The following is a 19,942-nucleotide window of genomic DNA, read 5'->3' on the forward strand; positions in this document are numbered from 1 at the left end:
CTGCTCGGGACGGCACCCGAGTCAGCGTTCTTCCAGCCGCCGGCCCCGACCGTCTGCCTGGAGCCCACCGCCGGCGCCGGGACGATCAGTGCTCCAGCTCGTGCCCGATCACGCCCTCACCGGTCGGGATGATCTCCCCCGACCAGCCGCACCCGGTGCACGCGCAGTAGAACCGCCGGTCGTCGGCCTCCCAGAACTCGCTCGCCAGCGCCATCTGCGCGCCGCACCGCGGGCAGAACCGCGGTGCGTCGCGCCGGTGCGCCTCGGCGTCGGCGAGGAAGCGGCGGTCGACGACCGCCGGCTGCCACGGCTGCGGCGGTGTCGGGCGCGGTCTCACGAAAGCGGCCCGGAGTCGACCTGCGCCGAGGCTCCGGGCGCGAGCGTCGCCCCGCCGAACCCGCCGACCGGGGTGTACGGCGTGCGGCCCGCGGCCTTGTCCTTGCGCGCCTGCTCGGCGGCCCGCACGTGGATCTTCTTGATCGTGTCGAGCATCGGCGAGAAGCGGGTGGAGCCCATCTCGCAGAAGTCCAGCGCGAACTGGGCGCCGCCGGCGTGGAACTTGTCGATCTCGCACGGCAGGTCGATGCGCTCGTGCGGCTCCCGGATCGTGCCGATCGGGTCCTTGCCCTCAGCGACCCGCGCCATCTGCTCGCGGAACATCTTGCGCAGCAGCGCGATCCCGATGTCGCTGCGGCCGAGGTGCTCGGTGGTCCGGTCGGTGATCGGGCCCTGCGTCACCCACGCCATGATGTCCTGGCCTTCGACGTAGTTGACGACGTGGTTGCCGCGTTCGTCGAACACCGGGATCTGGTAGTCGGGGATCGCGGCCTGCTCGACCGGCTCGTACCCCTCCGGGGCGTGCACCGTGTAGAGCATGAACCGGGTGGTGGTGCGGTTGATCGGTACCCGGATCTGCATCTGGTGGATGCCGCCCCCGCCGACGCGCATGTTGTAGGGGAAGACCAGCGGGTGGCCGACCTTCCAGTCGTCGTTCTCCTCGGTGGCGCCCTTGAGGACGCGGCGCTTGATGATGCCCCACTCGAACGTGTCGAAGCCGATGCGCACGTGCTGCTTGCCGAACGACGCCGGCGCGGTGAAGCCCTCGTGGCGGCCGATGAACTCGAAGTAGCGCCCGTGCAGCCACTCGACGTGGTGCGGGTCGACCGCGTTCTCCATGATCTGCACGTAGTTGCACGGCAGGTCGGCCCAGCCGATGTCGCGGAAGCCGTCCATCACGTAGACGTCGAACCGCGGCAGCAGCGGTGCGGGCTCGGGCCCGATGTAGGCCCAGATCAGCCCACCCAGCTCCTCCACCTTGCCGGCGGTGGCGCGGACGCGGTCCTTGAAGTTGGTGCTGTCCTTCTCGGCGGGCTGGTCGATGCAGGCGCCGTCGGTGTCGAACTTCCAGCCGTGGTAGGGGCAGCGCAGCCCGTCCTCCTCGACCAGGCCGTAGGCCATGGAGGCCTTCCGGTGGGGGCACGGTTCGGGGATGATCCCGTACCGGCCGGACGGGGTGCGCCACAGCGCGAAGAACTCGCCGAGGAGCTCGACCCGTTTGACGGGGAACTCGGCGAGCTCGCGGGTGAACGCCACGGGGTACCAGTACCGGCGCAGCACCTCGCCCATGGGCGTGCCCGCCTCGACCTGGGTCAGCTCATCGTTCTGCTCGGCGGTCAGCATGCGTGGTGGTCCCTTCCGTTCGGGTACGGGGGACGGTAGGTGGCGCGCCGGACACCCAACAAGGAATCCTTCCCGCATGCAGGGAAGTGCCCAGCTCACCTCGGTGCGCAACGCCGCGCGGCTGCTCAAGGAGTTCTCCCGGACCGACCGGGAACTGGGCGTCTCCGAGCTGAGCCGCAGGTTGGGTCTGTCCACGAGCACGGTGCACCGCATGCTCGCGACGCTCACCGCGGAGCGGCTGCTGGAACGGGGACGCTCCGGCCGCTACCGGCTGGGTCTAGCGCTCTACGACATCGGCGCGAGCGTCGGCGGCAACCTGGACCTGCACGAGGCCGCGCTGCCGGTCATGGCGGTGCTGCGGGCCGACACCGGCGAGACCGTGCAGCTGGCCGTCCTCGACGGGCTGGAGTCGGTCTACATCGACCGCCTGGAGAGCCCGCACACCGTGCGGATCTTCGCCCGCGTGGGCACCCGGCTGCCCGCACCCACGACGAGCACCGGCAAGGTCATGCTGGCCGCGCTGCCCCCGGAGGAGCTCGACGCGCGGCTGGCCGCGTGGACGCCGCAGCGGATCACCCCGTACACGATCGTGGACGAGGCGGTGCTGCGCGCGCGGCTGCGCGAGGTCGCCGAGCGCGGCTGGGCGGAGAACCGGGAGGAGTCGCGGGTGGGTGTGGTGTCCGTCGGGGCGCCCGTCCGGGACGGATCGGGCGCGGTGATCGCGGCGCTGTCGGTGGCCGCGCCGACCGGGCGGGCCACGCCGAGCGCGCTCGCGCGCCTGCGCTCCGCGGTGATCGCGGCCGCGGCGCGGGCGAGCGCCCGCCTCGGCGCGCGCAGGTGATCTCAGATGGTCAGGACCAGCTTCCCGGTGGTGTGCCCCAGCTCGCCCGCCCGGTGGGCGTGCCGAGCCCGCTCCAGCGGGAACGTCTCGGACACCAGCACCCGCAGCCGGCGCTGGTCGACGAGCGTGGCGAGCTGCTCGAGCCCGTGGGCGTCGGGTTCGACGATCATGGCGGTGGCGCGCAGGCCGCGGTCGGTGGCGGCGGCGAGCGCCGGGGCCGCGGACGACGACAGGAGGGTCACCATCCGGCCCTCCGGGGCGAGCACGTCCAGCGAGCGCATCGCGACGTCGCCGCCCACGGCGTCCAACACGACGTCGACCGGCTCGATCGCCTTCTCGAAGTCCTCGGCTCGGTAGTCGATCGCCTCGTCGATGCCCAGGTCGGTCAGCAGGTTGTGCTTGGCCGTGGAGGCGGTGCCGATCACGTACGCGCCGCGGGCTTTGGCGATCTGCACGGCGAGGTGGCCCACCCCGCCGGCGGCGGCGTGGATCAACACGCGCTGGCCCTCGCGCACCCCGGCGACGTCGACGAGCGCCTGCCACGCGGTCAGCCCGGCGAGCGGCAGGCCGGCGGCCTCAACGGCCGACAGCCGTGCAGGCCGGTGCGCGAAGTGTCGGGAGGGGGCGACGACGAACTCGGCGTAGGCGCCGGCCTGGCGCGGGAACCACGGCATCCCGAACACCGCGTCGCCGACGGAGAACCGGGTGACGCCCGGGCCGACGGCGTCGACCGTGCCGGCGACGTCCCAGCCCACCGTGAACGGCGGCGGGCCGATCACCTTCGCCATGCCCCGACCGGCGCGGGTCTTCCAGTCGACCGGGTTCACGCCCGCGGCGGCGACCCGCACCCGGATCTCCGTCGGCCCGGGCTCGGGCACGGGGGCCTCACCGAGCTCCAGGACCTCCGGGCCGCCGGTGGAGAGCTGCGTGATGACTCGCACGTGCGATGCCTACCACCGCGGCCCGCTGCGCGCGGATCGGGGCGCCGCTCCCCTGCCGGCGCCCACTCTCCGTGATCACCGGGAACACAGCTCCGCGACGAGAACGACCTCGCGGTGATCAACAGGGCTTGCTGATCACCGCAGGTTCGTTCTCGTCGCGGAGACCGACGGCGCAGAGTGAGCTACCGGATCAGCGGCCGGGGATCGGTTTGCCGCTGAAGATGTACTTCTGCGCCAGCGCCACCGGGTCGTACGCGGCGGGGGTGGTCTCGGTGGCGGTCACCGTGACCGGACGCGACTGCACGATGCAGATCGGATCGCCCGCGCGGCGGTGCCGCGAGATCACCCACTCGACGTCGACCGGGTAGCCGTAGTGCCGCTCGATCGCCTTGACCGATTCGGCGATCGCGACGATCTGCTCGTCGTCGAGCACCCTGCGGTCGGCCAGCCGCTCGGGCATGGCGATCTCGGTGACCCGGCCCTCGGCGAAGTCGAACGCCGAGACCATCTTCTTGTGCGCCACCTCGTACTTGAGGATGCGGTTGTCGGCCTTGCCGACCTCGACGTGGTCGGGATCGACCAGGCCCTGCACGATGGCCTCGCCCCAGCCCCACGACGTCTCGATGACGATCCGATCCGGCTTGCCGGTGACCGGGTGCACCGAGAACGCCACCCCGGACGCACGGGCGTGGATCAGTTCGATCACGCCGACGGCGATCGGCATGTCGTGGTGGCTGATCCCCTTGCGCAGCCGGTAGGACAGCGCCCGCGTGGTGAACAGCGATCCCCAGCACGACCGCACCGCGGCCAGCACCCGCTGCGGGCCGGAGATGCCCAGGTAGGTGTCGAAGATGCCGGCGAAGCTGGCGTCGGCGGCGTCCTCCCCGGTGGCTGACGAGCGCACGGCCGTGGGCGGGTTGACCTCGACGACGCGGTCGGCCAGCTCCTCGTACGCCGCGACGATCTCCGCCTCCAGCGCCGCCGCCATCGGAGTCTCGGAGAACAGGCCCCGGATCGTGGCCGAGGCCTGTTCCACCTCGTGTTCGGCCGGGCTGCTGCCCAGCCCGGAGAGCACCTGGTCGATCCGCTCGTCGAGGCCGGACTCGGCGCAGTGGCGCCGGTAGGCCTCGACGGTGACGGCGAACCCTTGTGGGACCTGCACTCCCGCCCGGTGCAGCTCGGTGAGCCTGCCCATCTTCGACCCGGCCACGGCCACCGCTGTGGCCGGATCGACGGAATCGACCCAGACGATGGAATCGGTCCCCACGAGAGCTCCCGTCATGTGTCCGCCCCGGCGAGATCGGCCGCCCGCTTCAGGATGGTCACCTTGCCGTTCGTGCCGTCGACCTCGATCGTGTCGCCGTCCTTGATGGCGATCGTGGCGACGCCGACCGCGGTGACGGTCGGGACGCCGTACTCACGGCCGACGATGGCGGCGTGGCTGAGCATGCCGCCGCCGTCGCAGACCGCGCCGCCGATCTTGCCGAAGGCCGGTGTCCAGTTGGGCGAGGTCGACTCGCAGACGAGGATCTCACCCGGGGCCACACGGTGCAGCTCGTCGGAGCTCTGCAGCACGCGCGCCACCCCGACGGCGCGGCCCTTCGCCGCGGGCACCCCGGCGAGCTGGGTCTGCTCGGCGGCGTCCGGGTTCTGCACGGCGCGCAGCGAGCCCGGGTTGATGCCGAAGATCTCGATCAGGACCGGGTCCTCGACCGATTCGGGGATCGTGCCGAGCACCTTCGGCATCTCCGCCCGCTTGTGGAACCAGTGGTCGAAGTACTGCCGCCGGTCGGCCACCAGGCTACGCAGCTCGCCCGCGTACGGCTTGCCGTTCGCGACCTCGAGCAGCTCGGGCCAGAACAGGTAGATCATGTCGTTCTTGTCGTCGGCCCCGACGCGGGCGGCGAGCTCCTGGCAGATGTGCCGCAGCGGCAGCATGACCTTCAAGTCGATGTAGAAGTTGTGGTCGTCCTGCCACCAGGGGAAGTTCGCAGCCCGGTTGGCGGCGAGACCGCCGTCGAAGACCGCCTGCTCCTCCTTGGTGAGCCCGGACCGCGCCGCCTCGATGGCGGCCTCGCGCTCTTCGATCGCGTTGCGCTGGGCGGCGTCGAAGTCGTGGTCGGTGTCCTTCATCAGGAACGTCTTGATGTTCCCGAAGGCGTTGGTGTTGTCCTCGATCCAGCTGGGGACGCCGACGTCGCAGGTGGCGTCGGAGCGGTGGCCCCACACCTGCAGCCAGTCGTCGAAGTCCGTGAGCCACTGGGACGCCGAGCCGCCGTGCGCGAGCAGGGCCTGGCGCATGTTCTCCGGCTCGTTCTCGGCGAAGACCTGCGACAGCCCGGCCTCGCGGGCCTTGATCGCGAGCTTGTACAGCTCGCGGTCCAGCTCCATGATCTTGGTGTCCTCGCCCTGGAGGAACTTCCCGATCAGGTTCGTGTCGATGCCCATCTCCGCGCACGAACCGTAGAAGGACAGGAAGTTCACCAGCATCGGGTACATGACCGCGAAGTGGATCTCCATGGCGCGCTTGTGGTAGCGGCGCGCCTGGTGGAGGAGCTTCGGGAAGTCCTCCCGCGGCACCTTGGTGAGGTCGATGCCCTGGAAGTAGTTCCAGGTGTCCTCCAGCTCGTCGCGCCCGGCCTCCCAGATCGAGGTGAAGTTCTGCAGGAAGTGCGGCAGGTTGCGGGCGAGCCGCTGGGCACGGGCGTTGATCTCGCGCGGATCGTCCTCGGGGATCGGCGACCCGTACAGGTGGGTGCCGGCGAACCGGCAGGTCACGCCGCGCCCGGGTGGCAGCGGCAGGTTCTCGGAGGCGCTCTGGGTGCCGTGGCAGTAGCCGTCGGCGCTCCACAGCGTCGCCGCAAGCGGCGTCAGGCCCCGCGACCAGTGGAAGTCGAGGAACCAGAAGGCCTGCTCGTCGCCGGGCTTGAACGGCGACGGAGCGTCGACGACGTACGGGAAGTCGAAGAACTCCGGCTTGTAGCCGGGGTACCACTCACCGGTGAAGGGTTCGACGGGGACGACGTTGGTCATCGGACCTCCAGGGGCTCCGTGTCGTTCGCCCGACCGTGACAGCGGACACATCCGCCGAGCAAGCCACCCGTTCCCGCCTGCCGAACAACCGGGCCGCACCCGATCGTGTTCTGCGCAGCCGAACGTGCGCCTTCCCGCAGGTCAGCGTCGTCTCGTACGGTCCAGCGCATGCCGAGCGCGACGACGAGGGCGTCCGAGGTAGCCGTCCGATCGGTGAGTTCCGCGGCCCGAGGACGCTCATGACGCGGCGGGCCCTGCTGCTCGACCTCGGCGGCACCGTGTTCCGCTCCGGCAGCGAGCTGCTCGGGCTGCTCGCCGAGCGTGAACCGCGGGTGCGCGCGGTCGCGGCCCGCCGCGGCCCGCTCGGCACGGAGCCGGATCCGCTGTGGGATCGGATGATCGCCGCGGAGATCGGCGAGCGCGACTACTGGCACGCCCGCAGCGCCGAGATCGGGGCGGCGCTGGGCCGGGACTGGCCGATCCAGGAGTTCATGCACCTGCTCTACGAGCAGCCGGCCGCGGTCGGCGCCGACATCGTCCGCCCGGAGGCCGCGGCGCTGATCGGCGCGGCGCGCGCCGCAGGGATCCGAGTGGGTGCGCTGACCAACGACCTGCAGGCCTTCCACGGCGGCGCCGGCATGAGCGCGCACCCGCTGCTCGCCGAGCTGGATGCGCTCGTGGACGCCAGCGTGACGGGCGTGATGAAGCCCGACCCGCGGGCGTTCGCGCTCGGCGCCGAGGCGCTCGGCGCGGACCCGGCGGACATCGTGTTCGTCGACGACATGCCGTGGAACGTCGCCGGGGCCCGGCGCGCCGGGATGATCGCGGTGGAGGTGGACCTGCGGGACCCGGCCGCGGCCTTCGAACGGGCAGCCCGGGAGCTGGGGTTACCGGTCCCGGTGGAATGCAGCGAACGGCACTCTCGTCCACTCGGGGTAGACGAAAGTGCCGTTCGTCGCGAGGGAGACAGATGAGCGGGAGCGAACTGGCGGTCGTCGTCGGGTCATCGGGGGCGCTGGGCTCGGCGATCGCCGCCCGGCTGCGGCGCGCGGGGCTCGACGTCCTCGGCGTGGCCCGGGGTGCCGAGCCGCCGGACTGCCGCGCCGACATCGGCTCCGACGACGCGGTGGCGGTGATCGCGGCGGCGGTCGGTGGGCGGCCGGTGCGGATGGTCGTGCAGGCCGCGGGGCTGCCGCCGACCGGTCCTCTGGCGACGATCGAGCCGGACGCACTGGGCCGGGCGGTGGCGCTGAAGTGCGGCGGGCTGCTGCGGCTGGTGCGAGCGGTGGACGGGCAGCTGGATCGCGGATCGCGGATCGTCGCGCTCGGCGGGCACTTCGGCAGCGAACCCGCGCCCTACGCGTGCGCGGCCGGGGTGACCAACGCGGCCCTGGCGAACCTCGTCCGGCAGCTGGCCGACGCGTACGGGCCGCGCGGGATCACCGCGCACCTGGTCGCCCCTGGGCCCGCCGACACCCCGCGGCTGCGCGGCCTGGCCGCGGCGGCGGCGGCCGAGCGCGGCGTCGACGTGGCCGAGGTGCTCGCCGAACGCGCGGCCGAGTCACCGCTGGGTCGGCTTGTCACGCCCGAGGAGGTGGCGTGGGCGGTCGCCGCCCTGCTCGCCCCGGAGGCCGACGCCCTGCTCGGCTCGACGCTGGGGCTGGACATGGGAGCGCGGCGCGGGATCCTCTGAGCCGGACGGCAGCGGGCGGAGCGCGTAGTTGATCTTTGTCGGAAAGCCACCCGCCTGCCGGGAACGGCGGGAAGGAGGCTCCCGTAGACGTGTTCCACCTCCACTGCCCGGTCCTCGCGCACCACACTGCGCCGCACCGCACCGGGCCGAGCACCACCGCAAGGTGGCCGCCTGCTCGCGCGTCGACGACGGCGGGGAGGCGCGCAGCGCCCGAGGAACGAGGACGCGCCCGGCCATCACGGGACTGCGAGCAGCGAGGCCGCCGTCAAGCAGGCACCGCGCGAGCGGCCGACGTCGAGGTGCGGGAGAGACGCACGGCGCGCCCGAGGGACGAGGGCGCGAGCACCGGAGGAGAACCTCGCCGCCTCACGAGCCCGATCACCTGCAGAACCGTCGAGGGTTCACAGGCGCGCGAGCCCGCGCTCTGCGACGAAGGAGCCGAGCGCGGGCGACGCTGTGGCTTTCCTGCCGTGCCGACCCCGGCTCGTCAGGACCTCGCCCTCGCCGCGATCTCGTCCCGCCTGACCGAGCTCGCCGGCACCCCACCGATCCCCCAGTCGTCCGGCGACACCGGGATGATCCGCCCGCGGATGCTGCGGCGATCCACGCCGAGCACGTCGACGAGGGCGTCGGTGAGCGCGCCGAGCAGCCGATGTCGCTGCTCCACCGGCCGATCCGCAAGCACGATCGCGGTGAAGTACGGTGCGGCGACCCCCGCTACGCCGCCGACCGCCCAGTGCTCGGGGCGGTGGAGGGTGAGGTAGGCGCGCACCCGCTCGAGCGGTGACTCCAGCACCTCGGCGTAGCGCCTGCTCATCGTGCGCAGCAGCTCGGCCTGCTGGTTCGCGGTGTGCATCCCCTCGACCAGGTGCACCTCGAGGATCGGCATGCGCACACCGTAGCGCCGTTCAGCGCATTCGCCGCCGCACTCGTTCCTGCCAGGCGACCAGCACCGGAACTCCGGCCAGCTCCAGCACCGCGGCCGCGACGTACAGCGGGTGCGGCCGGCCGACCTGCTTCCAGGACAGCAGCCGCCCGATGCCGCCGAGGAACCCGGCCGCCCCGATCAGCCGCAGCGCCCCGGTGGCGTGTTCGATCTTCGGGATCGACGCCCAGATGACCGGGGCGGTGACCAGCAGGAACGCGCTGTTCACGCGGTACTCGCTGTCCAGCGCGGGATCGGTGGTGCCGGTGGAGCCCGGCAGCGCCCGCGGCCCCTTGACCAGCCCCACGGCACCGGACAGCGCCGGGACGAGGGACAGGGCACCGAGAGTGATCTGCAGAGCACGGCGACTGCGCGCCGATCCGTTCGACGAGCCCATGCGGCCACCCTGCCACCGCGGAGCCCGCATAGGCTCGGCCCCGTGGATCTCGCCGCGACCGCGCTCCCCTACGCCGTCCCGATGCGGACCCGGTTCCGCGGCATCACCGTCCGCGAGGGCGTGCTGATCGAGGGCCCGGCGGGCTGGGCCGAGTTCTGCCCGTTCCCCGAGTACGACGACGCCGAGGCCGCCCGCTGGCTCGCGACTGCCGTCGAGCAGGCGACCGTCGGGTGGCCCGAGCCGGTGCGCGAGCGGATCCCGGTGAACGCGACCGTGCCCGCCGTCGACCCCGAGCGCGCGCACGCGATCGTCGCCGCGTCCGGCTGCGGCACGGCGAAGGTGAAGGTGGCCGACCACGCCGACTCGCTCGCCGAGGACCTCGAACGGGTCGCCGCGGTCCGCGACGCCCTCGGCCCCGAGGGCCGCATCCGGGTGGACGCCAACGCCCGCTGGGACGTCGACGGCGCGGTCGCCGCGATCCGCGCCCTGGACCGCGCCGCGGACGGGCTGGAGTACGTCGAGCAGCCGTGCGCCACGGTCGAGGAACTGGCCGCGGTGCGCCGCCGGGTGGACGTGCGGATCGCGGCCGACGAGTCGATCCGCCGCGCCGAGGATCCCCTGGCTGTCGCGGAGACTGGGGCCGCGGACGTGGCGGTGATCAAGTGCACTCCGCTGGGCGGGGTGCGGCGCGCACTGGAGATCGCCGAGGCGTGCGGGCTGCCGTGCGTGGTGTCGTCGGCGCTGGAGACCAGCGTCGGGCTGGCCGCGCAGCTGGCGCTCGCCGGTGCCCTGCCCGAGCTGGACTTCGCCTGCGGCCTGGGCACCATCACGCTGTTCGAGACCGACGTGGTGCCCGACGCGGACTCGCTGCGCCCCGTCGCCGGCCACCTCGCGGTGCCGCGCACCCCGCCGGTGCCCGATCCGGCGCGGATCCCGCCGATGAGCCCGCAGCGGGCAGCATGGTGGCGCGACCGGATGACCCGCTGCGCCGCGCTTCTGGAGGGGTCACCCCGCCGGTGAGCCGACGACGGTGGGCCGCCCTGCTCGTTCCCAGCGCAGGAACCGCTCCGCCTCGACGAGCAGCGCGCCGGCCAGCCACATCGCGACCGCGCCGTCGTCGATCAGCCCGAACGGGCCGAGCGCCAGCTCAGGCAGGAGATCGACCGGCGAGAGCAGGTAGGCCACGGCCAGCACGAACACGAGCAGCCGACCGCGGGTGAGCAGCCGGTAGCGGCCGGAGAGCGCAGTGCCGGCCATGCGCGGCACTGCGCCGGCGAGCTCGCCCAGGCCGGGCGCGCCGGATCGCCGGCTCGCCATGACGGCCTGCCAGAACATGCGCAGGGCCGCCGTGCGGCGCGCGCTGGTGGTCGCCGAAGTCGTCGCCATGCCCGATCAACGCGGGACCGCGGTGCCGCGTTCCCACCGGCGCGCGGGTCAGGTCGCGATCCGCTAACGGAGCGCGCCGCTGCGCTTCTTCTTGACCGCCGCGACGGTGCCGGCGACGAGCAGCACCACCGCGGTGAGCACGACTGCCCAGAACAGCAGCTTCGCCAACAGGCCCAGCACCGAGAACAGGATCCACAGCCCGACCACGACGGCGAGCGCTATTCCGACGATCCGCAGCATGTCCGGTAGACGTGCGGCGTCACCGGATGGTTCCCGCCACCGGCAGAATGCGCCGTATGCCCGATCTTCAGCGCGGCGCCAACGCGCCCCTCTCCGGTGGCCCGCTGGATCTCGCGGTCCTCGGCGCCCGCCCCGGCGCAGTTGACCTGTTCGTGTTCCAGCTCGGTGCCGACCGGCGGGTGCGCTCCGACGCGGACCTGGTGTTCTTCAACAACCCGGCCTCGCCGGAGGGCGCCGTGCGGCTCGCCGGGACCGACCGGGTGCAGGTCGATCCGGCCGGCGTCCCCGCCGATGTGGCCCGGCTGGCGGTCGCCGTCGCGCTCGACGCGGGCGTGCCGGGCGCGCTCGCCGACGTGCCCGGGCTCGGTGTGACCGTCACCGACGACGGGCAGCGGATCGTGGCCCGCGCCGAAGGGCTCACCACCGAGCGGGCGGCGGTGCTGGTCGAGGTCTACCGCCGCGGTGGCGGCTGGAAGGTCCGCTCGGAGTCGGCGGGCTGGACCGAGGGCCTGGCGGCGCTGGTGCGCGAGCACGGGGTCACCGTCGACGACGCCCCCGAGGAGCCGCAGCCGGCGGCCGCGGTGCGCACCGTGCCCGGCGAGGAGAAGCTCTCCCTGGTCAAGCGCCAGCAGCTGGACCTGCGCAAGAAGGAGGTGCACCGAGTCCTGCTGACCAAGGGCGCCGCCGGGGAGCGCGCGCGGATCCTGCTGGTGATCGACAAGACCGGGTCCATGCACCGCCAGTACCGGGACGGCGTCGTGCACCGGGTGGTGGAGCGGATGGTGCCGGTGGCCGTCCAGCTCGACGACGACGGCGTCCTCGAGCCCTACCTGTACGCGCGCTCGTTCGCCCGGCTGCCCGACCTGCGCGTGGCCGATCTCGAGTGGTGGCCCGGGCAGTTCCTGCACCTGCGGGGCGTGCACGGCGGCATCGACTACGACCGGATCGGCCACGCCAACGACGAGATCGCGATCATGACGGAGGTCATGGCGGGGCTGCGCGGCCGGCGCACGCCGACGCTGGTGCTGTTCTTCACCGACGGCGGCTTCTCCCGCAAGCGCGAGATCGCCGAGCTCATGACGGAGGCTGCGCACCTGCCGGCGTTCTGGCAGTTCGTCGGCATCGGCAAGGCCAACTACGGCCTGCTGGAGTCGCTCGACGAGCTGCCCGGCCGGGTCGTGGACAACGCGGGCTTCTTCGCCCTCGACGACGTCGACTCCGTCTCCGACGCCGAGCTCTACCAGCGGCTGCTCAGCGAGTTCCCGGACTGGCTGCGCGCGGCCCGGGCCGCCGGCATCGTCGGTGCCGGCTGATCGGTGCCGGCTGATCGGTGCCGGCTGATCAGTGCATCATGACGGCCGGCCCGTCGGAGCCGGACGGCCCCGACCGCAGGAACAGCGCCAGCACGATCCCCACTGCGGTCAGCGCGGAGGTCACCAGCATGAGCTGGTCGAGCGCGTCGACGAACACCTGCGTCTGGGTCCGCGCGTACAGCTGGTAGGTCTGCAGCATCGCCTGCTCGGCGGCCGGGCCGACCGCGGGCGCCCCGGCGGGCACGAGCGCGGCCCGCCCGCTCAGCAGCGACGCCTGCCAGTTGGTCATGAACGCGGTGAGCACGGCCAGCCCGAACGCCTGGGACGCGCGCTGCACGACGTTGTTGTAGGCGCTCGCGGCGGGCACGAGGTGCGGCGGCACCGCCGCCACGCCGCCGCCCATGATCGGCATCATCGCCAGCCCCAACCCGACGGCGCGCAGCACCAGCAGCCACACGACGGTCGTGCGGGAGGTGTCGACGGTGAGGTCATGCATCAGGAAGGTGCCGTACGCGCTGATCGCGAGGCCCGTGACGGCCAGCCAGCGCGGTCCGATCCTGTCGTAGAGCAGCCCGGCGACCGGCATGACGACGGCCATGGCCAGAGCCTGCGGCAGCAGCATGAGCCCGGCCTCGAACGCCCCGAGGCCCTGAGCCTGCTGCAGGAACAGCAGCACGTAGAACACGACCGCGAACAACCCGGCGACCTGGATCGCGATGAGCAGCAGCGAGTTCGTGTACTGCCAGGTGAGGAACACCCGCACGTCGAGCAGGGGCTCGTCGACCTCGAGCTCGATCACCACGAACAGCGCCAGCGAGAGGATCGAGATCGCGAACAGCGTGACGATCGGGCCGGACGTCCAGCCCCACGCGCTGCCCTCCTCCAGGGCCAGCAGCAGCGCTCCCAGCGACGTCGCGATGGCGGCGAAGCCCCACAGATCGAACTTGCCGGCCCGCTCGGTGTCGAAGGACGGCAGCACGACCACGGCGGCGAGCGCGCCGAGCACGCCGATCGGCAGGTTGATGAAGAAGATCAGCCGCCAGTCGACGTACTCGACGAGGTAGCCGCCCACGACCGGGCCCAGCGCCGGGGCGAAGATCACCCCCAGCCCGTACACGGCCATGGCCTGGCCGATCTTGTCCTTCGGCACCAGCGCGTAGACCATCGTGAGCGTGACCGCGGGCAGCACCCCGCCCGGGATCGCCTGCACCACGCGGAAGACGATCAGCGAGTCGAGGCTCCACGCCAGCCCGCACAGCACCGAGCCCGCGGCGAACAGGACCAGCGCGATGTTGTAGACGCGCTTCATCCCGAACCGCAGGCCCAGCCAGGCGCTCACCGGCACCACGACGCCCTCGGCGAGGGTGTAGGCGGTGGCGATCCACTGGACCTGGTCGGTGGTGGCGCCGAAGTCGCGCTGGATGTCGACCACCGCAACGTTGACGATCGTGGTGTCGAGGATCGACATGAACATGCCGGCGACGAGCACCAGCATGGGCAGGATCCAGCCGCGCTCGCCCGCGGTGGGCTGCGCGATCTCGGCTGCCTGACGGACGGGTGCGTCCTCACGGACCCGGTCGTCGACGCTCACCCGCCGATCGTGGCAGCAGGAGGTGAGCGCCGACGCCGTCCGTGATCAGCGACACCGCGATCTTCCTCACGATCAGGTGAGCACGTCGCCGATCGGGTCAGCCGCGGTGGTCGATCGCCATCACCACCGCTTTGGGCTCGGTGAAGAACTCACGGCTGAAGTTCCCGCCCTCGCGGCCCCACCCGGAGTCGCCGAACCCGCCGAACGGGGCGCGCAGATCCCGGATGAAGAAGCAGTTCGTCCAGATCGTGCCCGCGCGCAGCTGCGCGGCGACCCGGTGGGCGCGCGAGAGGTTCTCGGTGAACACCATCGCGTTGAGCCCGAACGGCGTGTCGTTGGCGGCGTGCACGGCCTCCGCCTCCGTCTCGAACGGGGTGACGGTGACGACCGGGCCGAACACCTCCTCGCGCTGCAGCGGCGCGTCGGCCGGGACGTCGACGACGACGGTGGGCCGTACGAACCAGCCGTCGGCGAGGCCGCCCGTCAGCACCTTGCCGGACCCGCCCCGCTCCGCCGCCTCGACGTAGCCGCGAACCTTCTCGTAGTGGGTGCGCGAGGCCAACGGGCCGATCTGGGTGCCGGACTGCTTCGGGTCGCCGAGCACCAGCGCCTCAGCAGCCGCGACGAACCGGGTGAGGAACTCTTCGAGCACCGGCCGCTGCACGTACAGCCGCGATCCCGCGAGGCACACCTGGCCGGCGTTGCTGAAGATCGCCTTGATCGACCAGTCGACGGCCGTGTCCAGGTCGGCGTCGGCGAACACCAGGTTCGCGCCCTTGCCGCCCAGCTCCAGGCTGACCGGGGTGAGGTTCTTCGCCGCTGCCGCGGTGATGATCCGCCCGGTGCCCGACTCGCCGGTGAACGTGATCCGGTCGACCCGCGGGTCCTCGGTGAGCGCGGAGCCGGCTGAGTTCGGCCCGTACCCGTGCACCACGTTGAACACGCCCGGCGGGATGCCCGCCTCCAGCGCGAGCCTGGCCAGGAGCGTCGCCGAGACCGGGGTGTCCTCGGCCGGCTTGAGCACCACGGTGTTGCCCCAGGCCAGAGCCGGGGCGACCTTCCAGCTCTCCAGCATGAGCGGGAAGTTCCACGGCGCGATGGCGGCGACCACGCCGGCCGGCTCGTACCGGGTGTAAGTGTGGTGGCCGGAGTCCATCGGCAGCGTCTCCGCGGCGGCCAGCCGGGCGTGGTCGGCGAAGAACCGGAAGTTCTGCGCAGTCCGCGGCACGTCCTTGCCCTTGGCGTCGGCCAGCGGCTTGCCCATGTCGCGGGTGTCGGCCATGGCCAGCTCGTCGGCGTGCTGTTCGACCAGGTCGGCGAGCTTGTGCAGCAGGGTCCCGCGCTCGGCGAAGCCCATCCGCGGCCACGGCCCCTCGTCGAACGCCCGGCGGGCCGCGGCGACGGCGAGATCGGCCTCCGCCGCCCCGCCGAGCGCCACGCTCGCCCAGACCTCCTGCGTGTACGGGTCGACGGAGTCGAAGCGCGCGCCGTCGAGCGAGTCGCACTCGTCCCCGTCGATGACGTGCCCGAACGTCTCGGTCATGCCTCGACCCCCTCGGCCGCGAGCTGGATCGCCACGTCGATGATCATGTCCTCCTGGCCGCCGACCAGACCGATCTCGCCGCAGCGGCGCAGGATCGCGTGCGCGGGCACCTTGTAGCGCTCGGCCGCGGTCTCGGCGTGCAGCAGGAAGGACGAGTACACGCCGGCCCAGCCCTGCACGACCGCGTTGCGGTCCATCTTCGGCCAGCGCGGCAGGTACGGCCGCACGACGTCCTCGGCGGCGTTGAACAGGGCCATCACGTCCACTCCGGTGTCGACGCCGAGCCGGTCGAACACCGCGGCGAGCACCTCGGTCGGCGAGTTGCCCGCCCCGGCGCCGAGGGCGCACAGCGACCCGTCGATGTAGCGGACGCCGCACTCGTAGGCGATCACCGAGTTCGCCACGCCGAAGCTGAGGTTCTGGTGGCCGTGGTAGCCGACCCACGCCTCGTCGCCGACCTCGGCGACCAGCGCCTCGAACCGGGCCTTCGCCTCGTGCATGAGCAGCGCACCCGCCGAGTCGGTGCAGTAGGGCGCCTGGCAGCCGGCGTCGACCATGATCCGGGCCTGCTTCGCCAGCTCCTCCGGCGAGGTGCGGTGCGCCATCATGAGGAACCCGACGGTCTCCATCCCCAGGTCGCGGGCAGCGCCGAAGTGCTGCGGGGAGATGTCGGCCTCGGTGCAGTGGGTGGCCACGCGGACCATGTCGGCGCCGGCGTCGTGGGCCCGTTTCAGGTCCTCCACGGTGCCGATGCCCGGCACCAGCAGCACCGCGATCCTGGCCTGCTTGGCCTCCTCGCGGGCGGCGGCGATCAGCTTCATCTCGTCGGTGTGGCTGAAGCCGTAGTTGAACGAGCTGCCACCGATGCCGTCGCCGTGGGAGACCTCGATGACCTCGACGCCCGCGGCGTCGAGCGCGCGGACGGTGTCGCGCACCTGCTGCTCGGTGAACTGGTGCGCCATGGCGTGGCTGCCGTCGCGCAGGGTGGTGTCGATCAGACGCACGTCGTGCGCGAGTTCCGGCCGGCTCATGCCTGGACCTCCTGCTGCTCGGCCTCGAGCTTGCGCGCGGCCATCAGCTCACCCACCCGGGCCGCCGCGGCGGTCATGATGTCGAGGTTCCCGGCGTACGGCGGCAGGTAGTCGCCGTTGCCCTTGACCTCCAGGAACATCGCCACCCGGGCGTTGCCGCCCCAGTTCTCGCGCGGCTCGTCGTACTGCGGCTCGGCGCGCAGCGTGTACCCGGGGACGTACTGCTGGACCTCGGCCACCATCTCGTGGATCGAGGCGGTGATCCGGTCGCGATCGGCGTCCGGCGCGATCATGCAGAAGACCGTGTCGCGCATGATGATCGGTGGCTCGACCGGGTTGAGGATGATGATCGCCTTGCCGCGCTGCGCGCCGCCGACCTCGGCCACCGCCCGGGAGGTGGTGTGGGTGAACTCATCGATGTTGGCGCGGGTGCCGGGGCCCGCCGAGCGGGACGCGACCGAGGCGACGATCTCGGCGTAGGGCACCGGGGTGACGCGGGAGACCGCGTACACCATCGGGATCGTGGCCTGCCCGCCGCAGGTGATCATGGAGACGTTCGGTGCGTCGATGTGGTCGCGCAGGTTGACCGGCGGGCACACCATCGGACCGAGGTGTGCCGGGGTGAGGTCGACGGCCTGGATGCCGGCCTCGGCGTAGCGCGGGGCGTTGGCGATGTGCGCCTTCGCCGAGGTGGCCTCGAAGACGATCTCGGGCAGCGGGTCCTGGCGCAGCAGCCAGTCCACGCCCTCCGCCGACGCCGCGATGCCCTTCTCCCGCGCCCGCGCCAGGCCGTCCGACTCGACGACCCCGACCACGTACTTCACGTCGACGAGCGCGCTGCGCTCCAGCTTCGCCAGGAGGTCGGTGCCGATGTTGCCCGGTCCGACGATGGCCGCCGGGACCGCTGTTGCTGGGCTCATGCGGGCGATCGTCGCGCCGGCGCGGGCGCGGCGGGAACAACGACGTTCCGCTCATCGAAACGCTTGACGCAGAAGGTTGTGAGCGCCGTCACCTTCTTCTTGTGATAGATTCCGATATATCGTGAAAGCACGCGAGCTACTGCTCGCCCTACGCCCACCCGAGGAGATCCGCGATGACCGCGAACCCCGCTTTCGACCTGCCCTTCGGGCCCGCGATCGGCCGCGAGCTGCGTCGCCGCTTCCGCGGCGGCCCGCCGTTGCGCCCCATGGCCAGCCCGATGAACGCAGCTCACGACGTCCCCCGCCACGAGGCCGGACCCCACTTCGGCGACCACGGCGACGACCCGCGCGCCGAACGTCTCCGCCACGCGCGCCGGCCCGGTTTCGGCCCCGGCTTCGGGCCCGAGTTCGGCCCGCCGTTCCGGCCCGGCCCGTTCGGCCCGTTCGGTCCCGGCCGCGGGTTCGGCGGCCGGCGCGGGCGCCGCGGCCGCCGACCTGCCCGCGGTGACATCCGCCTGGCCGTGCTCGCCCTCGTGGCCGAGCAGCCGCGGCACGGCTACGAGATCATCCAGGAGATCGCCGAACGCACCGGCGGCGCGTGGCGGCCGAGCCCCGGCTCCGTCTACCCCACGCTGTCCCAGCTGGAGGACGAGGGCCTGGTCTCGATCGAGAAGAGCGAGGGCCGCCGGGTCGTCAGCCTGACCGAGGCCGGTACCACCTACGTCGACGAGCACCGAGAGGAGCTCGACCGGGTGTGGGAGTCGGTCACCGACGACCCGGCCGACCCCGAGTCCGCCGCGGCCCGCGCGCTGATGGAGCAGCTGCACCAGCTGATCGCGGCCGCGCACCAGGTCGCGGCCACCGGCACGCCGGAGCAGATCACCGCGGCGGCCGAGTCCGTGACCGAGGCGCGCAAGGCCATCTACCGCCTGCTGGCGGAGTGAGCCCGGCCCGAGCGCGACGAACGGCCCTTTCGTGAGCAGCATCGCTGACGAAAGGGCCGTTCGTCGTCCGTCGACCCATCAGCGGTCGCGCAGACCCATCAGCAGTCGCGCAGCTGCGGGGTCTGGTTCAGGATCTGCGCCCGCGGGCTGATGAACTCCTGGTAGGCCGCTCCCCCGACCTGGTCGAGCGGGAAAGCGCCGACCTTGTGGCAGTTCTGGAACGCCAGGGCCACCCCGAAGTGCCGTTCCAGCGCGGTGCGGATGGACGTGCTGGCCAGCGCCCGAAGCAGCTGGCCGCGGTGGGCCTCGGACGGCGGCGGGACGGAGTGCTCCCCGTTCTCGACCGCGGCGGTCACGACCTCCCACGCGTACGGCAGCGACTCGCGCACGACGGCGAGGAACTGCTCGTCGGTCAGCTCCCCGCGCTCGGCGGAGGCGAGGACGTCGGCAGGGACATCGAGCGACATGTGGACTCCTGTCAGCTGACGGGAACGGGATAGGTGAACTCGGGATCGATCTGCTCGGCCAGGTCGGTGCCGGTCGAGCGGTTCCCCCACGCAGCGGCGTTGCGCAGGTGGAAGTCGATGGTCGTGCGGTGGTAGCGGTCCCAGAACGCGTCGTCGCGCGGCTGCGCGTCGAGGGCGGCGCGCACGGCCTCGAACGCGGCCCGGTTGACCGGTTCCAGCTCGGCGACGGGGGCGGCGGTGCCGCGCTCGGCGGCCCGGACCCACGCCGAGTGGTGGACGCAGCCCAGCAGCGCACCCGGCTCCACCTTGTCCACCTCGGCGCGCAGCCACTCCTCGTCGGCGGTGTCGGTGACCTTGTTGCCGAGCACGCGCAGCGGGACACCGAACTCTGCGGCGTGGCTCGCGTACTGCCGGTACACGCCGACCCCGCGCCGGGTCGGCTCGCAGACCAGGACGGTCAGGTCGAACCGGGTGAACAAGCCGGAGGCGAAGGCGTCCGCACCCGCGGTCATGTCGACGACCACGTACTCCCCCGGCCCGTCGACGAGGTGGTTGAGCCACAGCTCCACCGCGCCGGTCTTGGAGTGGTAGCAGGAGACGCCGATGTCGGACTCGGCGAACTCGCCGGTGACGACGTACGGCACCTCGGCCGGTGCTGCGTAGCGGCGCAGCACCTCGTCGTCGGGATCGAGGTGGACGAGCCGCGATCCGCGCCCCGGCGGCGTCGTCTTGATCATGACGTCGGCGCTGGGGATGCGCGGGTTGGTGCCGCGCAGGTGGTCCTTCAGCCAGGGGAGATCGGTGCCCATCGCGCGCGGCGGCGGGCCCTCGTGGCCGAGCGCGACACCGAGGTGCTGGTTGATGTCGGCGTCGACGGCCACCACCCGGTGGCCGGACGCGGCGAGGAGGCGGGCGAAGACGGCGGCAGACGTGGTCTTGCCGCTGCCGCCCTTGCCGACGAAGGCGATGCGCATTCGCCAACGATAACGGTTTTCAC

Annotated in this window: 21 protein-coding genes; 6 read left to right on the forward strand and 15 right to left on the reverse strand. The window is 72.3% G+C overall.

All coding sequences use genetic code 11. The features are described from left to right. Positions 1–85: 85 nt before the first annotated feature. Positions 86–337, reverse strand: a complete 252-nt coding sequence (locus BUE41_RS07535; protein ID WP_073456187.1) for a hypothetical protein — start codon at positions 335–337, stop codon at positions 86–88. Continuing rightward, on the reverse strand, positions 334–1,680 hold the full coding sequence (locus BUE41_RS07540; RefSeq protein ID WP_073456189.1) for a Rieske 2Fe-2S domain-containing protein: 1,347 nt from the start codon (positions 1,678–1,680) through the stop codon (positions 334–336). Before BUE41_RS07540 ends, BUE41_RS07535 begins: the two co-directional genes overlap by 4 nt. Positions 1,681–1,756: 76 nt before the next feature. Between BUE41_RS07540 and BUE41_RS30065 the strand changes: the two genes are divergently transcribed. Continuing rightward, positions 1,757–2,521, forward strand: a complete 765-nt coding sequence (locus BUE41_RS30065; RefSeq protein ID WP_073456191.1) for an IclR family transcriptional regulator — start codon at positions 1,757–1,759, stop codon at positions 2,519–2,521. 2 nt (positions 2,522–2,523) lie between these two features. Here the strand turns inward: BUE41_RS30065 and BUE41_RS07550 are convergent, their stop codons facing one another. The 3 genes from BUE41_RS07550 to BUE41_RS07560 all read right to left on the reverse strand — a co-directional run bounded on the left by BUE41_RS07550 (position 2,524) and on the right by BUE41_RS07560 (position 6,495). Then, positions 2,524–3,462 carry an NADP-dependent oxidoreductase gene (locus tag BUE41_RS07550; protein WP_073456193.1) on the reverse strand — a complete coding sequence of 313 codons (939 nt, stop codon included), beginning with the start codon at positions 3,460–3,462 and terminating at the stop codon, positions 2,524–2,526. 190 nt (positions 3,463–3,652) lie between these two features. Further along, positions 3,653–4,729: a PEP/pyruvate-binding domain-containing protein gene (locus BUE41_RS07555; protein WP_234997037.1), complete on the reverse strand. Its 1,077-nt coding sequence runs from the start codon at positions 4,727–4,729 to the stop codon at positions 3,653–3,655. Between the two features lie 11 nt (positions 4,730–4,740). After that, a complete protein-coding gene (locus BUE41_RS07560; RefSeq protein ID WP_073456197.1) occupies positions 4,741–6,495 on the reverse strand; it encodes a PEP-utilizing enzyme in 1,755 nt (584 codons plus the stop codon). A gap of 239 nt (positions 6,496–6,734) precedes the next feature. Between BUE41_RS07560 and BUE41_RS07565 the strand changes: the two genes are divergently transcribed. After that, positions 6,735–7,469 (forward strand): HAD family hydrolase, encoded by a 735-nt coding sequence (locus BUE41_RS07565; protein WP_073456199.1) that lies wholly within the window; start codon positions 6,735–6,737, stop codon positions 7,467–7,469. Continuing rightward, the gene (locus tag BUE41_RS07570; protein WP_073456201.1) at positions 7,466–8,188 is read left to right on the forward strand and encodes an SDR family oxidoreductase; all 723 of its coding nucleotides are present in this window, start codon (positions 7,466–7,468) and stop codon (positions 8,186–8,188) included. The genes BUE41_RS07565 and BUE41_RS07570 overlap by 4 nt, the downstream gene beginning before the upstream one ends. A 487-nt stretch (positions 8,189–8,675) precedes the next feature. On the opposite strand, the gene BUE41_RS07575 is transcribed toward BUE41_RS07570, so the two are convergent. Then, positions 8,676–9,077, reverse strand: coding sequence for a tautomerase family protein (locus BUE41_RS07575; protein ID WP_073456342.1), 402 nt, complete (start codon positions 9,075–9,077; stop codon positions 8,676–8,678). A 19-nt stretch (positions 9,078–9,096) separates the two neighbouring features. Continuing rightward, a complete protein-coding gene (locus BUE41_RS07580; protein ID WP_073456203.1) occupies positions 9,097–9,510 on the reverse strand; it encodes a DUF4345 domain-containing protein in 414 nt (137 codons plus the stop codon). Positions 9,511–9,591: 81 nt separating this feature from the next. Here BUE41_RS07580 and BUE41_RS07585 point away from each other — a divergent pair, with 81 nt between their 5' ends. Next, positions 9,592–10,530, forward strand: coding sequence for an o-succinylbenzoate synthase (locus tag BUE41_RS07585; RefSeq protein ID WP_073456343.1), 939 nt, complete (start codon positions 9,592–9,594; stop codon positions 10,528–10,530). Here BUE41_RS07585 and BUE41_RS07590 read toward each other — a convergent pair. Together BUE41_RS07590 and BUE41_RS31200 are read right to left on the reverse strand one after the other, a co-directional pair. Continuing rightward, the gene (locus BUE41_RS07590; RefSeq protein WP_073456205.1) at positions 10,516–10,896 is read right to left on the reverse strand and encodes a YkvA family protein; all 381 of its coding nucleotides are present in this window, start codon (positions 10,894–10,896) and stop codon (positions 10,516–10,518) included. The two genes, BUE41_RS07585 and BUE41_RS07590, sit on opposite strands and share 15 nt — an antisense overlap. Positions 10,897–10,959: 63 nt before the next feature. Next, positions 10,960–11,136, reverse strand: coding sequence for a hypothetical protein (locus tag BUE41_RS31200; protein ID WP_200803795.1), 177 nt, complete (start codon positions 11,134–11,136; stop codon positions 10,960–10,962). Positions 11,137–11,192: 56 nt separating this feature from the next. On the opposite strand from BUE41_RS31200, the gene BUE41_RS07595 reads away from it, so the two are divergent. Then, a complete protein-coding gene (locus BUE41_RS07595; RefSeq protein WP_073456207.1) occupies positions 11,193–12,449 on the forward strand; it encodes a vWA domain-containing protein in 1,257 nt (418 codons plus the stop codon). A gap of 28 nt (positions 12,450–12,477) precedes the next feature. On the opposite strand, the gene BUE41_RS07600 is transcribed toward BUE41_RS07595, so the two are convergent. The 4 genes from BUE41_RS07600 to BUE41_RS07615 all read right to left on the reverse strand — a co-directional run bounded on the left by BUE41_RS07600 (position 12,478) and on the right by BUE41_RS07615 (position 17,534). After that, the gene (locus tag BUE41_RS07600) at positions 12,478–14,040 is read right to left on the reverse strand and encodes an MDR family MFS transporter (protein ID WP_234997038.1); all 1,563 of its coding nucleotides are present in this window, start codon (positions 14,038–14,040) and stop codon (positions 12,478–12,480) included. Between the two features lie 97 nt (positions 14,041–14,137). Then, positions 14,138–15,583, reverse strand: coding sequence for an aldehyde dehydrogenase (locus BUE41_RS07605; RefSeq protein WP_073456210.1), 1,446 nt, complete (start codon positions 15,581–15,583; stop codon positions 14,138–14,140). Next, positions 15,580–16,614 carry a 4-hydroxy-2-oxovalerate aldolase gene (dmpG, locus tag BUE41_RS07610; RefSeq protein WP_073456212.1) on the reverse strand — a complete coding sequence of 345 codons (1,035 nt, stop codon included), beginning with the start codon at positions 16,612–16,614 and terminating at the stop codon, positions 15,580–15,582. Before dmpG ends, BUE41_RS07605 begins: the two co-directional genes overlap by 4 nt. Further along, positions 16,611–17,534, reverse strand: a complete 924-nt coding sequence (locus tag BUE41_RS07615; RefSeq protein ID WP_073456214.1) for an acetaldehyde dehydrogenase (acetylating) — start codon at positions 17,532–17,534, stop codon at positions 16,611–16,613. The genes dmpG and BUE41_RS07615 overlap by 4 nt, the downstream gene beginning before the upstream one ends. A 173-nt stretch (positions 17,535–17,707) precedes the next feature. Here BUE41_RS07615 and BUE41_RS07620 point away from each other — a divergent pair, with 173 nt between their 5' ends. Next, positions 17,708–18,478 carry a PadR family transcriptional regulator gene (locus BUE41_RS07620; RefSeq protein ID WP_143172015.1) on the forward strand — a complete coding sequence of 257 codons (771 nt, stop codon included), beginning with the start codon at positions 17,708–17,710 and terminating at the stop codon, positions 18,476–18,478. Positions 18,479–18,576: 98 nt separating this feature from the next. On the opposite strand, the gene BUE41_RS07625 is transcribed toward BUE41_RS07620, so the two are convergent. Both BUE41_RS07625 and BUE41_RS07630 read right to left on the reverse strand, forming a co-directional pair. Continuing rightward, positions 18,577–18,945 carry an SCO5389 family protein gene (locus tag BUE41_RS07625; protein ID WP_073456216.1) on the reverse strand — a complete coding sequence of 123 codons (369 nt, stop codon included), beginning with the start codon at positions 18,943–18,945 and terminating at the stop codon, positions 18,577–18,579. Between the two features lie 11 nt (positions 18,946–18,956). Continuing rightward, positions 18,957–19,919, reverse strand: a complete 963-nt coding sequence (locus BUE41_RS07630) for an ATP-binding protein (RefSeq protein ID WP_073456218.1) — start codon at positions 19,917–19,919, stop codon at positions 18,957–18,959. Positions 19,920–19,942 lie beyond the last annotated feature (23 nt).

Origin of the sequence: Pseudonocardia thermophila (assembly GCF_900142365.1) — a bacterium.
GTDB lineage: Bacteria > Actinomycetota > Actinomycetes > Mycobacteriales > Pseudonocardiaceae > Pseudonocardia > Pseudonocardia thermophila.

Coding starts and splice junctions, on each gene's coding strand:
- BUE41_RS07540 (WP_073456189.1), bottom strand. CDS start 1,680: ATGCTGACCGCCGAGCAGAACGATGAGCTGACCCAGGTCGAGGCGGGC.
- BUE41_RS30065 (WP_073456191.1), top strand. CDS start 1,757: ATGCAGGGAAGTGCCCAGCTCACCTCGGTGCGCAACGCCGCGCGGCTG.
- BUE41_RS07560 (WP_073456197.1), bottom strand. CDS start 6,495: ATGACCAACGTCGTCCCCGTCGAACCCTTCACCGGTGAGTGGTACCCC.
- BUE41_RS07565 (WP_073456199.1), top strand. CDS start 6,735: ATGACGCGGCGGGCCCTGCTGCTCGACCTCGGCGGCACCGTGTTCCGC.
- BUE41_RS07570 (WP_073456201.1), top strand. CDS start 7,466: ATGAGCGGGAGCGAACTGGCGGTCGTCGTCGGGTCATCGGGGGCGCTG.
- BUE41_RS07575 (WP_073456342.1), bottom strand. CDS start 9,077: ATGCCGATCCTCGAGGTGCACCTGGTCGAGGGGATGCACACCGCGAAC.
- BUE41_RS07580 (WP_073456203.1), bottom strand. CDS start 9,510: ATGGGCTCGTCGAACGGATCGGCGCGCAGTCGCCGTGCTCTGCAGATC.
- BUE41_RS07585 (WP_073456343.1), top strand. CDS start 9,592: ATGCGGACCCGGTTCCGCGGCATCACCGTCCGCGAGGGCGTGCTGATC.
- BUE41_RS07590 (WP_073456205.1), bottom strand. CDS start 10,896: ATGGCGACGACTTCGGCGACCACCAGCGCGCGCCGCACGGCGGCCCTG.
- BUE41_RS31200 (WP_200803795.1), bottom strand. CDS start 11,136: ATGCTGCGGATCGTCGGAATAGCGCTCGCCGTCGTGGTCGGGCTGTGG.
- BUE41_RS07595 (WP_073456207.1), top strand. CDS start 11,193: ATGCCCGATCTTCAGCGCGGCGCCAACGCGCCCCTCTCCGGTGGCCCG.
- BUE41_RS07605 (WP_073456210.1), bottom strand. CDS start 15,583: ATGACCGAGACGTTCGGGCACGTCATCGACGGGGACGAGTGCGACTCG.
- dmpG (WP_073456212.1), bottom strand. CDS start 16,614: ATGAGCCGGCCGGAACTCGCGCACGACGTGCGTCTGATCGACACCACC.
- BUE41_RS07615 (WP_073456214.1), bottom strand. CDS start 17,534: ATGAGCCCAGCAACAGCGGTCCCGGCGGCCATCGTCGGACCGGGCAAC.
- BUE41_RS07620 (WP_143172015.1), top strand. CDS start 17,708: ATGACCGCGAACCCCGCTTTCGACCTGCCCTTCGGGCCCGCGATCGGC.
- BUE41_RS07625 (WP_073456216.1), bottom strand. CDS start 18,945: ATGTCGCTCGATGTCCCTGCCGACGTCCTCGCCTCCGCCGAGCGCGGG.
- BUE41_RS07630 (WP_073456218.1), bottom strand. CDS start 19,919: ATGCGCATCGCCTTCGTCGGCAAGGGCGGCAGCGGCAAGACCACGTCT.